Source organism: Staphylococcus agnetis (assembly GCF_011466855.1).
Lineage (GTDB): Bacteria > Bacillota > Bacilli > Staphylococcales > Staphylococcaceae > Staphylococcus > Staphylococcus agnetis.
In genome coordinates, this window is record NZ_CP045927.1 from 1,872,642 (window position 1) to 1,889,906 (window position 17,265).

Sequence of the window (17,265 nt, forward strand, 5' to 3'; positions counted from 1 at the left end):
TATATATATTTCTATTTGTTATACGTTCACGAAATAGACTTATTTTATTATGTCACATACATATGACTGATGGATGATCATTATTTTTAAATGCGTGTTCCCATACATTACGGTTGATTGATTGTTTTACGTATTTGCTTCAAAACTTTACGTGATTCTACAATTGGATATAATGGGAAAGCAGTTACCATATCTTTGTATTGATAGAAATGAATTGGCTGTAACTCCGCATTAAAATAAGATTCTAATTTCAACATATCTGGATAAAACAATTCAATCGTGCCTCCGAACATATATACTGGTGGCAATCCTCGTACTGGTCCATATAAAGGTGATATTTTTGGATGTTTTATTTCCAAATCATCAGCCCAGACTTTTGCAATCGATTGTAAACTCGACACATTATGCAGAGGGTCTTTCTTTTGAACCTGTTCCGTGATATCAGGATTAGACAAAGATAAGTCAAGCCATGGTGATATTAAATACACTTGACTAGGCAAAGGTAATTCTTGCTCTTTTAAATGTTTTTGAACAAAGCTTAGCGCCATGTTCGCACCTGAACTATCTCCCATAATGACGATGTTTGAAGGTTCTGTTTCTTTTAATAAGCGACGATACGCTTGTTCAATGGCTTCATGAGTTTCTTTATACGTATATTCAGGTGCTTTTGGATAAATTGGTAATACGACTTCGTGTAACGTCTCGTATGCGAGTTTATCCATAAACCGCCAATGAAAAACAGAGGGTTGCAATACAAAAGTACCACCATATATGTAAAGAATTTTATTTTTTATGTGATGACCAAAATTGAAACGGAAGACTTGCATATCATCAAACATATCTTTCACCAAATTAGACTTCACATTAATTTGATCCGGTTGTTTATGTTTCTCTTTATTTAAAACTTCTCGCTTTTCAAGAAAAGCATCGATTTCAGCTTGTGACTTAAATTTAATATGACGTTGATGAGATAAATAACGCCCCATCAAGTTACTCATAACATAACGTTTCAATACAATCCCTCACTTTACCATTAATTAATATGAATAGTTCTATTATAATACGTTTTAAGTGTGAATGCTTTCATATTTTTGGAAAATATTTCTATGACATTATTAACGCTACACTTCGTTAACAGTTGTGGCAACCTTAAACGTAATTTATAAAGCATGCGCTTTATACTTAATGTTGAATATACACATACCACTACTCGGTAACCGCTTCATCAACTGAACCCTTTTCGTCTCTTTTAGGTTTACCTATGATTTTATAAAAAGTTATACTATAATATGTGTTATATTTTAATCTTAACTTTAATTTGAAGAAACTGAAAGGAGTCTTTATGAAAGTTTCAAACGAATCATCTCAGGTATTTGAACACCAATTCCATAATCATTCATTACATAAAACGCAATTAAACCCTAAAAAACGTCGCTCCTGGATTAGTTTTATTTTGACACTGATTGCATTAGTATTGTCAGCAATTGCTGCATATCATATGTACTTCAATACATTATTTAAAATGAACTTTATAGATCAAACTGTTAACTATCAACAGTTCAAAAATGTGATACAAGAGTTAGGGCATCAGTCTTTAATAGATACGCGTGACTTGGAAAGCAATCTCAATATATTATTAACGATGATCCATGTCTTTTTCATATTGGTATTCATTAATATTGTACTTTCAATATTAATTCTTGTTTTTAATCGTACATTGATTAAATTATTGAACGTTGTGATTGCACTATGCGCGACACTCATTCCGATTGCCATCCTTTTTATGATTCGAGAAGCGGCTCAAGCATTAGCATCTAAATTCTCACACTATTTAGGAAACCTTGAACCATCTGCACTACTCACAGAAGCAAATGGTTTACACAACGCGATTATTTTCTCAAGTATCGCGACATTATTCTACTTTATAAGTTTATTTTTTAGAAATAGACGACCTAAACTATAACCTTATTTAAAAAGGATAGACGTGAAATCGTGACATCCCTCACATGTCATTATTTCACGTCTATCCTTTATTTCTTAATAAAAGGTTACATTAAAATTTAGAAAAACGATAGCGCATTAATGTTTGATAAATATGGTCCATTTTTGATGCATCAAATTCCGTGTTTGAATCAATACGCCACTGATTTAAAGATGAAATAATCGCTGTCTGGACATATCCAAATACTTCTGATGGAAAACGTTGATCATGTGGCAAAGCATTGATATGGCTTTTTACATCAGTATGTACAGTTTGCGTAAAAAATTGAACTAACATTTTATAAAAATTAACATCGCTTTCTTGCATTTTTAAAATGTCTCTAATCGTAGGATTCAACGTTTGTTCAAGACAAGTAAATGGTTGAACCATCCTTTGGTTAATATCATTTTTGAAATAAGGTTGTGTTGATGCTTCAAATACATGTAATAATAGTTCATTTTTATCTTTAAAATGTTTGTAAAAAGTGGTTCTGTGCACATTCGCTTCATTACAGATTTGATTAATAGTAATTTTTGAATAACGATGCGTTTGAAGTAATAGAATTAAAACTTCGGTTAACTTGGATATTGTTTTAATAATGCGTAAGTCTTGCTTTTGAATTCTAACCACCCCATTCCCCCTTTATAAAAATTTACATTCATTATACATTTCGTAATTAAATAATAAATACATTAAAATGGTACTTAATCATGTGATACATTAATCTACAATCAATCTAATCTGTAGAAAAATTGAGTTTTAATCAACTCTTAAAAACCCAACTTATCCTATAGTAACTGATTCAGTGAATTAATTCTAAAGATATGCATAATTATTATTCCTTTTTTATTACATATTAATCTTCAATCTTTGAAAAAACTCAATTACTTATTCATATTGTCTTAAACTTTTTATAAACAATACAATAACCTGATAATTTTAAGCATACGAAAAACCTTCAAAGTCCATCTTCTGATAAACTTTGAAGGCTAATTTAAAAATACACTTATGTCGATTGTGAAAAGGGTAAAGCTCGGATTATTGATAACGTTCATAGTTAACAATTTTTAATTGTTCTCCGTCATCGTTACCTTTTAACAAATAATGCCCTTGTTCATTGCGTCCTTTATTATCCTCATTTTGAACAATTACAGAATAAAATTGCCCATTTCGACTGACATTCATTATATTAGAAGATTTAATTGTAGAAATACGATGATTTTTGATATCTGACACTAAGTTATCGTAAAATGGACTATCTTCTAAAACAAATTTAGACAAACCTTTGGGTGAATGTGAATCATTTACTTCATCTAAGGTTCCTGTGTATGATTTAAAAAAATCATCAATTTTATTTAAAATATTATCTTCCTGATCTTTATTATGTTCCTCAATTTCTGATTCATCAAAAGACAATGTTACCGCATTCACCGTTTTAAGGTCATTTTTCTTGATGACTTTCTCTTCCGTTTTAAACGTTTTACCATGACTTTTACCTTCTGCTTGAATCGTTAAGTCCTTATTAACTGGAAAAGGTCCGAAACCTTGTTCACTCGTATAAGGTAATCTTTCTCCATTTATAATCACTGTTTTCTCCTGATTTAACCCTGCTGTATTTTTAAGGTTGATATCGACTTGTGCCGTTTCAAAATCTTCAGTGACTTTCATTACTTCATTTTGACTCGATTTAGAATTAAATCGTAATTTCCCATCAAATGTACCCCTATCTGTTTCTTTACGTGCAGGGATGACATAATCTCCTGGTATGTAATTTCCTAATGAGACGGTTTGTCCCTTTTTAGCAACTACATTTTTAGGACGGCCGTCTGCTTCAAAATGATACGTCGCATCTAAATTCGCTTTGACTTCTGCTTGTTTTGTAGGAGCTTGAAAACTTAAATTATCAAATATTAAATATCGACGCCCATTTTTACTAATACGTAAAACATCGATATGATCTTTTGTCTTAATATATTTGGCTACTGTACTGTTTTTGTCCAATTGATGTACAGTATGGTAGACGTTTTTTTCAAATTGACGCATGCCAATTTCTTTTTTTATGAATTGGATATACGTTGCTGCTTCTTTTCTCCCTACTTTATTAGCTTTAGAGCTAAGCAATGTTGATACTCTAGAAGCATCATCATTATCGATCGCGTTAACTAATAGTTCTGCTTGTGCTCCTGGAGAGTTATAATTTCTTAACAATAAAAATAGGATGATTAATAATATAAGAATAAAACCAACAATTGCAATTGGAATCATTTGCCTCATTTTAATTTGCTTGGCACTTTGTTCAGCTTCTGCTCTTGTCTTTAATTTTGGCGATGTATGCTTCAATGACTGCTTAGAAAATGAAACTTGATGATAGCAATGGGTACATCTCATGTCTTCACCAAGCTGATGATGGTTACAATGCGGACACTGTTTCATTTTGCATTCACACCTCCTTACAGCGCTTAGTAGTGTAACTTATTTTACGTCATTTTTAATCTTACCGCCTCATTCATTGGGCGTATGGTCATGGTAAAAGTGTTACATTTTTTTTAGATGTGCTTTTACGCGTTGATCAATTTGCTCTAAAACTTCACGTGTTTGTTCAATTTGATCAATCGGAATATCTGACAACATTTCAGAAGCTAAATCTGCAATGATACGTCTCGACTCTCTAACATAATTAACACCACTCTCAGTGAGCGCTATATATTTCAGTCGTTTATCATAGGAATATTCTAAATGTACCCACTCTACAAGTTTTAATTCGACTAGTTTTTTTACACGTCTACTGACAGCCGCTTTATTCACCCCTTGGCGTAGGGTAATTTCAGTTAATGTTAAAGCTCTGTCATGAGATAACATTAGTAAAACACTAGATTGTTCATTAGATATCCCGTATTTATTGCGCAAATCTTTTAATAGCGTCGCCGTGAGTGCATTTAAATTCACCATAAATTCTCCCATAAAACCGACATGCATCGACATCTCTTTAGTCATTTTAATTCCACCTCGTCTTTGTACGTTTTGTTATTTCACTTATTATGATGCCCATTTCAGTTATTTCTCTATTTATAAATCACCATGTATAATAACCATACACAATTAAAACTGTATGGTATATTATTACAACAAAATAACGTATACCTGTATTCAAAAGATGTCTTTTAAAAATATCAATTGAAAGGTAAAAGGGCATTGCTCATGTATTTCGTCTCACCTATTATAACATCTCTCATTATAAGTTTGCTTTTTATTATTTCAGCAAAACGTAATTTTAATGTTCGTATAGAACTATTTAATGTGTTGTTAATTCTAAACATGATTTTAGTCACATTTAATCAATTTACACAATTTCATCAATGGCGTCAATACGCTATCATCGTTCTCATGATGCTTTATTTATTATGGTTAAAACGTGCGCACCTTCAAACAAAACATGGCCAACAATTTGTATTAAAGATAACCTGTTACACGTTGGCACTACTAGGATTATCACTTGGCATCGAATGCATTACGCCAATTGTTCCTTGGTGGCTGTCATTATCATTACAATTTTCTGAAATTTTTATATGGGTATTTTTATTGACTTGGCCGATTTACCTCTATTTAACGCACCTTTTAACAATACGCTCACCTCAAAAAGACGAGGACACTTTAATTGTGTTAGGTGCTGGCATCTATACTGAAAACGTAACACCAATGTTAAAAGCACGTTTAGACTGCGGGCTCACCCTATATCGTCAGTATCAAATCAAAAAATATATCGTATCTGGCGGACAAGGGCCTGATGAACCAATATCTGAAGCTTTAGCAATGTATCGCTATTTAAAACAACACAACGTTCCATGCCATACTATTAAAATGGAAGATCAATCTACAAATACCGTCGAAAACTTTAGATTTTCGAAGCCATTATTTACAGAAAAACATGGTATGTGTGTGACAAGTGAATTTCACGTATTACGAGCACTCCGTATTGCACAGCGACATGGTTTATATCTTTTAGGATACGGTGCACCTTCACCAATCACTTTACGTGCAAAAGCGTTGCTTCGAGATTATTGTGGATTGCTCCTGCACTATCCTAGTTTATGGTGTATTTATGTCATTTTTCATATCATTCTAACGATCATATTAATGTCATAATTTTCTAAAAATATATATTCACACGTTTGGAAGTTTGTTATACTCGACCCAATCCATTTAACGGGAGGGATTGGACATGTCTACTCAATTAGAAAAAAACAAACTTATGACACGCTTTCTAAATTTTGTTGAAAAAACGGGAAATAAATTACCTGACCCCATTATATTATTTTTCAGCTTATGTATCTTCTTAGCAGTCGTCACTGCAATCGTGTCACAATTTGATACACGTGTAAAACATCCAGGTACTGGCGAAATGATTTCCGTAAGAAATGTTTTAAGTCATGATGGTGTTGTGATGTTTTTAAATGATGCAGTGAAAAACTTTTCTACTTTTCCAGCATTAGGTATCGTCCTCGCTGTAATGCTTGGCATCGGCGTCGCAGAAAAAAGTGGTTATTTTGATAAGTTAATGGTGCATATTGTTTCTATCGCACCTGAAAGAGTGCTTTTGCCGGTCATTATATTTGTGGGCATGTTAGGAAATATCGCTGGTGATGCTGCACCGATTGTGTTACCCCCATTAGTTGCCATGATATTTATTAAACTTGGCTATCATCCAGTTGCGGGGTTGGCATTAGCCTATGCAGCCACTTTAGGAGGTTTTGCTGCTAATATCTTTATCGGGTTACAGGATGCATTAGTTTATGCTTTTACTGAGCCTGCTGCACATTTAATTGATAAAAGTGTCAAGATGAATGTTGCAATGAATTGGTATTTTATTGCAGCAAGCACATTCTTTTTATTACCTATTTTATGGTATGTCACAAAACGTATTGTTATTCCACATCTTGGAACATATGAGTCGTCACAACTTAACACGGACGAAACAATGAATAATGCATCGATTTCACCTAAAGAAGCACGCGCCATTCGTTTCGCAAACATCAGCTTTTTGATCACACTCATCACGCTCACACTTTTAGCGCTACCCGAAAAAAGTTGGTTGCGAAATGCTAAAACTGGAAGTTTAATAGATGATTCACCCTTAATGAATGGCATCGGTATCATCCTCATTATAATCTTTATTATCCCTGGATGCGTATATGGGATTAAAGCGGGTACGATTCGAAATTCTAAAGATATCGGTCGGATGTTAACTGAGTCGATGGCTGCGATGGGTAATTTTATTGTTATCGTATTTTTTGCTGCACAATTACTTGCATTTTTAACATGGAGTCACCTTGGTATTTTTATTGCTGTAAAAGGCGCTGAAGCATTAAAACATCAAAATGGTGTCGTTTTAATTTTAGGATTAATCCTTCTCAGTAGTCTTATTAATTTACTTATAGGAAGTGCTTCTGCGAAATGGGCATTACTTGGACCAATCTTTGTACCTATGTTACTTTTATTAGGATTTCATCCTGCATTTACTCAAATGATTTATCGTGTTGGTGATTCTATCTCAAACCCTATCACACCAATGATGCCTTATCTGCCATTATTACTCACCTATGCACAAAAATACGATAAAAATATGAAATTAGGATCATTGATTGCCAGTTTGATGCCTTATACGATTTTCTTAGCCATCTTTTGGACAGCATTTTTAATTATATGGTATTTGCTTGGCATCCCAGTAGGTCCAGGTGGTCCTATACATCATCATAAATAATGTCATGATAATGATGTCTCATGCATGTACGCGTCTACCTACATACGTGTACTGCAATATCAACAAAAAGGAGTGGGACTGTGAAATCATAATGATTCCAGTCTCACTCCATATTTATGAAAGTCACTGATTTATTTATCGGTCTTACTAATTCTATTTGGATACGATTTTGCCGTCATCTAAATAAAGCATACGATCGGCATAATCAAATAAACGTTCATCATGTGTTACCATAATCCCTATTGTCCCTTTGGATTGAACTTGTTCTTTAATCATTTCAACAACTTCTGTCGCACGTTTCGCATCTAAACTCGCTGTTGGTTCATCTGCAAGTAACAACTGTGGCTTGTTCATCCAAGCGCGCATAATCGCAACACGTTGTTTTTCTCCTCCAGATAACATATGCGGATAGGCATCAATACGGTGGCTTAATCCGATGTCATCTAATAATTGTTTCGCGCGTATTTCCGCTTCTTTTTTCGCCATCCCAGCCTCTTTCCCTACTATAATCAACTGGTGTTTTACCTTTAAATACGGAAGTAAGTGCGAAGATTGAAAAATAAATCCAATATTTTTTAATCGTTTCGTTGTTAACGCTTTTTGTGATAACTGACCAAAATCTTCACCGTTTAAAGTCATCTGACCTTCTGTTGGTGATAATAATCCACCCATAATACTTAATAAAGTTGATTTACCTGAACCCGATGCGCCGTTTAATATAATGAATTCCCCTGGTTGAACCTCAAAATTTATCCCTTTTAATACCTCTGTTTTCGCGTCACCTTTGCCAAACGTTTTAATTAAATTATTTACTTTTAAACCCATTAGTTGCCGCCTCCAATCGCTTCAATCGGATCTACTTTAAGTACACGTACAAGTGATAATAATGCGCCTATAATTGCCACTGCTATAAATACGACTACCATAATCAACATCAAATTAGATGTTAAATGGAACGGCATGGTAACTGGCATGATTAACGATAATGCAGTAATAATACCTAATGCAAAACCGACTCCTAAAAGTGTCACAAATAAAATTTGGAACAGTAGTGATTCTAATAAATGTCCTGTTTTAATACCAATTGCTTTTAAAATACCAATTTCAGATGTTTTTTGAATGGTCATGACATAGAAAAATGCAGTGAGCACAATTGCTGTAATAACGAATAAGCTGACGATCATCATTGTTAATGGCGCTTGCTCAGCTTGATAACTTGGAATACCATCAGTTAGGTCTTTTTGAGTCACTACTTTTACATCTTTGATGTCTTTTAAGTCTTGAATTTGCTTGTCACTTAAACCTTTAAGAAAATACATTGATGTAGGCGTATGATTGTCGGTCACTTGGTCTAATCCTTTTTCAGTAACCAGCGCAAAATCTGTATGTGCATACATCGCGTGATTAAAGAAACCTGTGATTTTGAATTCCTGGTCTTTACCTTTAATTTTAATTGTGTCGCCGATATTTAAACCTTCACCTTCTAATTTACTGTTTAATGCGACTTCATGATTGTTTTGAGGATACTCCCCTGATTTCAATGAAGGTTGTTCATTTTTAGGCATTGATCCAAATAATAAATCACTATTGCCATCTTTATATTGTGCTGTTGCCATACTTGCTTTAAATGGTGCTGTCTTCACGATTTTTTCAATTTCTGTTTGTTTGTCTGGACTAATATTTGAACGCTGGATTTGATTATCTGCATCTTTTTGTATCACAAATTGTTCTGATTTAAATTGATCAATAAGTGATACATTTTCACGTGCTAAACCTTTGGCTAGTCCTGATATAAATAACACCATACTCGCTAATAGCACGACGATAAATGTGATAAGCAAATATTTGAATTTGTAAAACTTCAATTCATTTAATGCTATTTTCATAATTAAGCTCCCCTTTTCTTTACCTTGTAGCCACATTATAAAAAGGGTTTATGAACTGAATATGAACAAATGTCAAATGTCTAAATTTTTTTCGTTAGTGAAATTAAACACGCTAGGTTTCTAAAAAGGATGTCATACATGTTGATAAAATGAACGTTCATTTACGCAAGACGTGATTACACCTATAATAAGAATAGAAAGAGAAGATAAAGGATGTGAAACCAATGGCTGTAACATGTTTAATTGTTGACGATGATCCAGAGATTTTGGACTATGTTGCTTCAAGGATTGAAAAAGAGGGTTATCAAGCTGTGAAGCAACCGAGCGGAGAAGCTGCTGAAGCTTATGTCGCTCAACATGATATTGATATTGCGATCGTTGATATTATGATGGATGAGATGGATGGATTTGAACTTTGTCAACTCTTGAAGTATGACTATAACTACCCAGTCATTATGCTTACTGCTCGAGATGCTTTAACAGATAAAGAACGTGCGTTTTTAGCTGGAACAGATGACTATGTAACTAAGCCATTTGAAGTTTCGGAACTTATGTTTCGCATTAAAGCGGTGTTACGTCGATACCAAATTCAAACGAACGTTCACTTAAAATTAGGAAATTTAGAAATAGATCAAACTCAACTTGAAGTGAAAGTGGATAATAAAGGCATGATTTTACCGAATAAAGAATTTGCGTTACTGAGTTTACTCGTTTCTTATCCTAAACAAGTATTTGAAAGAGAAGCATTAATCGAGAAAATTTGGGGATTTGATTACGATGGCGACACGCGAACGGTAGATGTACATATTAAACGCTTACGAGCACGTTTAAAAAAATTAGGTGCCAATGTGCAAATCGAAACTGTACGTGGTATCGGATACAAGGTGACCGACAATGCTTAAATCCCTATATACGCGCGTCGCTTTGTACACACTTACAGTTATGATCATTAGCTCTATAGCCAGTTTCTTACTCAGTAATATTTATTATCACTTTGAATTAAAAGCTCAAAATGATGCGAAATTAATGACTACGCTTCAACATGCGCATGAATATGATCGCGCATCCAATGACAAAGAACTTCATGATTATTTCAAACTCCTAGGTCATTTGAACTACCAATTGAAAGTTTATGACTCGTCTCATCATAGCCACTTTTATGGCGAACCTTTCCGCAAAGATAACTTACCGCCATCAGCAGTTGATAGCGTATTACAAGGCGAGAATTATCATGGCGTGAAAGAGCGACCTTTCAATCCGATTATCACAGGCTTTTTTGATAATGAAACACAAAATACCGTAGGAACCTCATTTAAAACCAAGAACCAAACATATGCAGTGTTTATGCGACAAGATGTTGGACAAGCACTCGGAGAATTCCGCATATTTTTATTTGTATTACTTCTTTTATTAGTTAGCTTTTCAATTGGTCTTGTCATATGGTCTACCTATTCTATTGTGAAACCGGTAAAACAGTTAAAAATTGCGACGCAACGCATGATGGATGGTGATTTTAAAACACCTATTTCGAAAACCCGGGATGATGAAATCGGTACGCTTCAAGAACACTTTGATTCCATGCGTCGTGCTTTAAAGCAGTTAGATGATATGCGCCAACACTTTGTTCAAAATGTGTCCCATGAAATCAAAACACCGTTAACACATATTCACCATTTACTCAGTCAACTTCAAGTGGAACACTCTAAAGCGCAACAATCACAATATATTCAACAAATCTATGATGAAACACACCGGTTGAGTCAACTGACACGTCAATTGTTACTCCTTTCCGAGTTAGATAACGATGAACATTTAGCTTTTGACGATACCGTGGCTTTAAAAGATACGATTTTAGATATCATTAAACATGAATCCTATAATATGGATCAAAAAAACATCGTCTTGTTACATGATTTATCAGCATTGCAAGTAAAAGGTAATCAACGTTTATTAACTCAAGCCATCGAAAATGTCATACGTAACGCCATCAAATATACACATCAAGATGGCATGATTGAAGTCACTTTAACGGCTAATACGATTAATAATAATGCTCAACTTACTATTACGGATGATGGCCCTGGTATATCTAAAAAAGCTCAAGAACACATCTTCGAACGCTTTTATAAATCTACTTCTCATACAGATAGTAATGGCTTAGGATTAGCCATTACACAAGATATTATTTTACGTCATCATGGAGAAATCAAAGTTGCAAGTATGCCGCAAGAAGGCACAACATTCACAATTACATTACCCTTAGCATAACACCTTACAATAAAAAACCTTCTAACACTCAGGTGACATCAATGTTAGAAGTCATTAAGACATAAGAGGCGCCTTACCTCAACTAGGGAGCATTACAGAAATCTAATTGATTTCGTTGTAATGCCCGCCGGTGCATGAAGACGTTAGAAATGAAATGAATTACGTCTTCAGTACACCTATGAACATGCGTGAATAGGTGGTCAATAGCCAAGCTTTTAAGCGCATACGCAATCCAATCAGCTACTGCCTTATATATTGTAAAAGCCAATAGTCTTAGATTGTTGCTCTCAAAATGGATTTTCGGTTGCGGCTAAATGCCTCAGAAGTCTCGGCTAAGGAATCAATCACAATTTATCATAGTGTCCATCACTAAGACTAAATCGATTTATTTAGATAAATAATAGCTAACAAAGTTCATGTATAAATGATTTTTGTTGGCTTATTTTTAATTAACAGGTCTGCTATGTCCAAGCCTCAGACATAAAAACGGGATGATATGTTCATCCCGTTTTTATCATTTATCATATTTTAGCTTAGTAAGCTACCGTCTTCATTCAATTTTAGTTGCTGTGAAATATCATGATTAATGGACTTAAACAAATCAATTTCATGTGTAAGTGCTTTGCCAAAGGATGGGATCATTTCTTTAATTTTAGGTTCCCATGTTGGAAATTCATTTTTAAATGAACGTTGTAAAATATCTAACATCACAGCTACCGCTGTAGAGGCACCCGGAGATGCACCGAGTAATGCCGCAAGCGAACCATCTTGAGAGGTAATGACTTCTGTGCCAAATTGTAATGTCCCTTTGCCTTTGTCTTCAGTATCTTTTATAACTTGAACACGTTGACCCGCAACAACTACTTCCCATTCTTCTTCTTTTGCATTCGGAATAAATGCTCTAAGCTCTTCAACGCGTTCTGAATGACTCAACATGAGTTGTTGAATAAGATATTTTGTTAATCCCATCTCTTTTGCACCGGCAGCAAGCATTGTCGTTAAATTATATGGTTTAACAGATTTAATTAAATCTAAATAAGAGCCGGTTTTTAAAAATTTAGGCGAAAATCCCGCGAAAGGTCCGAATAACAATGCGCGTTCCCCATCTATATATCGTGTATCGAGATGTGGCACTGACATAGGCGGTGCCCCCACTTTTGCCTTTCCATATACTTTAGCTAGATGCTGATTCACAACATCTTGATTTTTACATACAAGAAATAGTCCACTCACTGGGAAACCACCGATATGTTTGGACTCTGGCAGGTGTGTTTTTTGTAGCAGTGGTAAGCTTGCACCACCTGCTCCAATGAAGACAAATTTGGACTCAACTGTAAATGTTTTATTTTCTTTTAAATCTTTAATTTGAATCCGCCAAGACCCATCTTTATTTTGCTTTAACGTTTGAACTTCATGTTCATAATAAATGGCGCCACCTTGGTTTTGCAACTGTGTCATAAGTTGTTTCGTTAACGCACCGAAATTAACGTCTGTTCCTGATTCATCACGTGTAGCTGCGACGACTTCTTTATCATCACGACCTTCCATCATGAGAGGAATCCATTGTTTTAAGGTAGCTTTATTTTTAGTAATATCCATACCACTAAATAACACATTTTCTTTAAGAGCTTTAACACGGGATTCTAAAAATGTAACATTCTTCTCCCCTGTTACAAAACTCATATGTGGTACTGTGCGAATAAACGCACTTGGCTTTGTGAGTTTATTCGTTTTGACTAAATATGACCAGAATTGTTTAGAAATTTGAAATTGCTCATTCACTTTGATGGCTTTTTTGATATCCATAGTGCCATCTGGCATTTCATTTGTGTAATTCAATTCACATAATGCTGAATGCCCAGTCCCCGCGTTGTTCCATACATTTGAACTTTCCTTACCACATTGATCTAATCTTTCAAACACATTGATGTCCCATTCTGGTTGTAACTCTTTGAATAATACACCTAATGTAGCGCTCATGATGCCTCCGCCAATCAGCACTACATCTGTCTTGTTATGTAAGTTTTCCACAACAATCCAGTCCCCCTTTTTGATTATCATCAAGTATTGAAAATGACATCTCACTTGTCATACTTAACACTTAAAAACAGTGTATATGCATCCATATCTTTAACAATACGACCATTTTAACACGTGTTACTTATATTATATACCTATAATGCACAATAAAAAAGCTACGTCGCTCATTAAATGTATTTCAATACATTTTAATAACGCTTTATTATCACTTATGAAATTTTGCATGATATAATTAACTCAAATAAACAAATTGAGGGATGCGTCATGAAGTCTATCACATTTCTAATGCACAATATCTATGCGGTAGGTGGCACTGTAAAAACGATTACGAACCTTGCAAATCAACTTGTACGTCAAGGCCATCAAGTGACAATTATATCCATATTTCGAAATAAAGCAGAACCCTACTTTCCGCTTGATGCTCGCGTACGTGTACTACCGCTTGTCGACTACCAACTCAAGCTACGCAATAGTGTACCTATAATATCAAATCGCATACGTAAATTCTCCCCTTTTCTCAAACCGAAATTACTGACGCAATATGAGCCAGGCATTAAACAATACTCAAGTTATATAGAAAAGAAGATGATTCGTGCCATTCAAAATAATGAAAGCGATATTTTAGTAGGTACGCGTGCAAGTCATAATTTAATCATTGCCCAATATGCTAATTCAAATCAAAAAACCATTGGCATGGAACATATGAATTTAGATGCTTATGATGACGGTTTTCGTGCTGAAATCCTCAAGCACTACCAAAAATTAGATGCGATTACGACATTAACGGAAAAGGATCGCGAACGTTACCAAACTTATGTTGATACACCAACTTACGTCGTATCTAATATGTTAGATGAAAAACGATTACAATTGATGAAAGAAAATAAAATTATTGCAGCTGGACGTTTTGAATATGAAAAAGGGTTCGATTTATTAATTGAAGCTGTATATCATATTCAAGACGACTTAAGAGATTATGGATTTACAATAGATATTTACGGAGATGGAAAAGAAAAAGAAGCCTTATCGCAACATATAAGTTATGCGCGTTTACAAGACTTAATCTTCTTACAACCAACGACGAATCAACTCAGCACGTATATCGCAATGAGTAAAATCACAGTCATACCCTCTCGTAATGAGGGCTTTGGTATGACAATACTTGAAGCCATGAATCAAGGTAGCGTTGTGATTAGTTATGATGGGAATACCGGTCCGGAATCATTAATCACACATGGACACAACGGTTTTTTAGTGCCTGCTAGAGATACGCGCCGCTTAGCACATCAAATATTAGAAGTCATAGAAAAAGGCCACGCGCGTCAAATTCAACCTATTATCCATTCTGCGTTTCATACAGTGGCACACTATACTCCTGAACGTATCTATGTACAATTTAAGCAAGTCGTAGATGATTTAATGTCTTAATGATCTCTGAACATCACACACTTAGTGTACGAAATCCAAATAAGCGACAGTATAAAATAAGCCTTCAGAACACATGCGTACCATGTGTTTTGAAGGCTTTTAAAATCTGTGTATTAACTTAAGAAGTATGATAAAATCAGTGTCCAAATACAGAAGAAGACGAGGAGCCCTACACTGTATTTTAAAGTCATTTTTAAAAGTACTGATTCTTGACCCACTTCTTTAACTGCTGCTGTTGCAATTGCAATGGATTGTGGTGAAATTAACTTCGCAATTGCACCCCCTGCTGTGTTAGCGCCGACAAGTAATGCGCCACTCGTACCAACTTGTGGTGCGACTGAAGCTTGAATTGGTGCAAATAACACATTGTTATTCACAACTGATCCAGTCATAAATACACCAATCCATCCAAGTATTGGAGATAAGAATGGGAAGATTGTTCCCGTTTTTGCAATCGCTTGACCCATGGCACTTGTTAAACCGCCATATGTTGTAAGCTTAGCAATTGCTAAAATAAAACAAATCGTTAAAATTGGTAACCATAATTCTTTAAATGCTTCTCCTAGCAAACTAAAAGCTTGCTTAAAGTTAACTGTTTTCGATAATAAAATTGTAATAATACCTGCGATTAATAACGCCATACCTGTTTGTGCGATTAAGTTAAATGTAAGCATGATTGGTTTATGCGTCACATCATTCATTGTTCCTGGAATTGGGAATTGAATATTTAAAAATGCGAGTGCCCCACCTTCAAGGAACAATCCTTTAAAGAATTTTGAACTCCAAATTAAAACAAGAAACGTTAAAATATAAAATGGACTCCATGCATACGCAATTGCTTTAAATGAATGACGTCTCGTCTCAAGAACTTCACCTTGAGTTAATCTGAAAATATTTTTTGGTTGGAACTTTTTAGAGAATAATGCCAACGCACCCATTGCTGCAAGTGGTGGAATGATATCTACAAGTTCAGGTCCTAAAAATTGGTTGAAAATAATTTGCAATAGTACAAATGGAATCACCATCACTAAAATTGCAGGTAACGTTTCTTTAATACCTTTGAAGCCATCAATAATAAATACTAATAAGAACGGTGTTACAAAACTTAATAAAGGTAAACTTAAGTTTAACGCTTGAGATACGCTTAATGCTGTAATGCCGCCAGGTAAATTTAAAGTATCTACTACACCTACCGGAATACCAATCGCACCATACGCACCCGCTGCACCGTTAGCTACTAGACAGAGCATCGCTGCTTGTAAAGGTTTAAAACCAAGTTGTATTAATAAAACGGCACAAATGGCAATTGGTACACCAAAACCTGCCACACCTTCTAAAAAGGCATTAAACGCAAAACCAATTAATAACAATTGGATACGTTGGTCTTCTGAAATGGCCGTAATACTATCTTGAATAATGGCAAATTGACCTGTAGCTGTCGTTAATTTGTATAACCAAACGGCCATCATAACGATAAAGCCAATTGGTAAAATACCTTGATAAAACCCTTCAGTTATACCGCCTGTTACGATACCTACTGGAAGTTTGAAAATTACTAATGTAATGACGATGGTAACCGCTAATGTTGTCATCGCCGCATAAATCCCTTTCATTTTAAACAATGTTAAACAGAGTAAAAATAATATGATGGGGATACTTGCAATTAATGCAGATATTGCAAGATTTTGGAACGGATCGTAACTATGAACTAACATCCTAAATCATCTTCCTTTGTTCTATATTTATATTATTACTTATTTATTCATGTGAATTATTTCACAATTAAAATATACCATTGCTTTGTATACAATTCAATAGGTTGCCGTAATTTTTTTATCACCTTTTACACTTATATTTACTATTCATTTAAAGTTGTATTAACAATCAAACACTATTGAATTTTT

Annotated in this window: 14 protein-coding genes; 6 read left to right on the top strand and 8 right to left on the bottom strand. The window is 34.5% G+C overall.

Translation table 11 applies throughout. The features are described 5' to 3' along the window. Positions 1 to 107: 107 nt before the first annotated feature. Positions 108 to 1,013, bottom strand: coding sequence for an alpha/beta hydrolase fold domain-containing protein (locus GJE18_RS09620; protein ID WP_060551697.1), 906 nt, complete (start codon positions 1,011 to 1,013; stop codon positions 108 to 110). Between the two features lie 329 nt (positions 1,014 to 1,342). Here GJE18_RS09620 and GJE18_RS09625 point away from each other — a divergent pair, with 329 nt between their 5' ends. Beyond that, positions 1,343 to 1,963 carry a hypothetical protein gene (locus GJE18_RS09625; protein WP_107376431.1) on the top strand — a complete coding sequence of 207 codons (621 nt, stop codon included), beginning with the start codon at positions 1,343 to 1,345 and terminating at the stop codon, positions 1,961 to 1,963. A gap of 90 nt (positions 1,964 to 2,053) precedes the next feature. Here GJE18_RS09625 and GJE18_RS09630 read toward each other — a convergent pair whose 3' ends face one another. The 3 genes from GJE18_RS09630 to GJE18_RS09640 all read right to left on the bottom strand — a co-directional run bounded on the left by GJE18_RS09630 (position 2,054) and on the right by GJE18_RS09640 (position 4,975). Continuing rightward, a complete protein-coding gene (locus GJE18_RS09630; RefSeq protein WP_060551699.1) occupies positions 2,054 to 2,611 on the bottom strand; it encodes a TetR/AcrR family transcriptional regulator in 558 nt (185 codons plus the stop codon). A gap of 408 nt (positions 2,612 to 3,019) precedes the next feature. Beyond that, complete coding sequence (locus GJE18_RS09635) at positions 3,020 to 4,414, bottom strand: membrane-associated protein TcaA (protein ID WP_107368248.1); 1,395 nt, start codon at positions 4,412 to 4,414, stop codon at positions 3,020 to 3,022. A 102-nt stretch (positions 4,415 to 4,516) separates the two neighbouring features. Next, positions 4,517 to 4,975: a MarR family transcriptional regulator TcaR gene (locus GJE18_RS09640; protein WP_085622662.1), complete on the bottom strand. Its 459-nt coding sequence runs from the start codon at positions 4,973 to 4,975 to the stop codon at positions 4,517 to 4,519. 204 nt (positions 4,976 to 5,179) lie between these two features. Here GJE18_RS09640 and GJE18_RS09645 point away from each other — a divergent pair, with 204 nt between their 5' ends. Next, positions 5,180 to 6,124, top strand: a complete 945-nt coding sequence (locus GJE18_RS09645) for a YdcF family protein (protein WP_107368247.1) — start codon at positions 5,180 to 5,182, stop codon at positions 6,122 to 6,124. Between the two features lie 76 nt (positions 6,125 to 6,200). Beyond that, positions 6,201 to 7,739 (top strand): AbgT family transporter, encoded by a 1,539-nt coding sequence (locus GJE18_RS09650; RefSeq protein ID WP_165886141.1) that lies wholly within the window; start codon positions 6,201 to 6,203, stop codon positions 7,737 to 7,739. A gap of 153 nt (positions 7,740 to 7,892) precedes the next feature. On the opposite strand, the gene GJE18_RS09655 is transcribed toward GJE18_RS09650, so the two are convergent. Together GJE18_RS09655 and GJE18_RS09660 are read right to left on the bottom strand one after the other, a co-directional pair. After that, positions 7,893 to 8,564 (bottom strand): ABC transporter ATP-binding protein, encoded by a 672-nt coding sequence (locus GJE18_RS09655; RefSeq protein ID WP_107368246.1) that lies wholly within the window; start codon positions 8,562 to 8,564, stop codon positions 7,893 to 7,895. Next, positions 8,564 to 9,625 carry an ABC transporter permease gene (locus tag GJE18_RS09660; protein WP_107368245.1) on the bottom strand — a complete coding sequence of 354 codons (1,062 nt, stop codon included), beginning with the start codon at positions 9,623 to 9,625 and terminating at the stop codon, positions 8,564 to 8,566. Before GJE18_RS09660 ends, GJE18_RS09655 begins: the two co-directional genes overlap by 1 nt. A 224-nt stretch (positions 9,626 to 9,849) precedes the next feature. Between GJE18_RS09660 and GJE18_RS09665 the strand changes: the two genes are divergently transcribed. After that, a complete protein-coding gene (locus GJE18_RS09665; protein ID WP_107368244.1) occupies positions 9,850 to 10,527 on the top strand; it encodes a response regulator transcription factor in 678 nt (225 codons plus the stop codon). Beyond that, positions 10,520 to 11,893, top strand: a complete 1,374-nt coding sequence (locus tag GJE18_RS09670; RefSeq protein WP_060551706.1) for a sensor histidine kinase — start codon at positions 10,520 to 10,522, stop codon at positions 11,891 to 11,893. The genes GJE18_RS09665 and GJE18_RS09670 overlap by 8 nt, the downstream gene beginning before the upstream one ends. 528 nt (positions 11,894 to 12,421) lie before the next feature. Here GJE18_RS09670 and mqo read toward each other — a convergent pair. Beyond that, positions 12,422 to 13,924: a malate dehydrogenase (quinone) gene (mqo, locus tag GJE18_RS09675; protein WP_107368243.1), complete on the bottom strand. Its 1,503-nt coding sequence runs from the start codon at positions 13,922 to 13,924 to the stop codon at positions 12,422 to 12,424. 273 nt (positions 13,925 to 14,197) lie between these two features. Between mqo and GJE18_RS09680 the strand changes: the two genes are divergently transcribed. Next, positions 14,198 to 15,361, top strand: coding sequence for a glycosyltransferase family 4 protein (locus tag GJE18_RS09680; protein WP_060551708.1), 1,164 nt, complete (start codon positions 14,198 to 14,200; stop codon positions 15,359 to 15,361). A gap of 113 nt (positions 15,362 to 15,474) precedes the next feature. On the opposite strand, the gene GJE18_RS09685 is transcribed toward GJE18_RS09680, so the two are convergent. Beyond that, complete coding sequence (locus tag GJE18_RS09685; RefSeq protein WP_060551709.1) at positions 15,475 to 17,076, bottom strand: L-lactate permease; 1,602 nt, start codon at positions 17,074 to 17,076, stop codon at positions 15,475 to 15,477. Positions 17,077 to 17,265 lie beyond the last annotated feature (189 nt).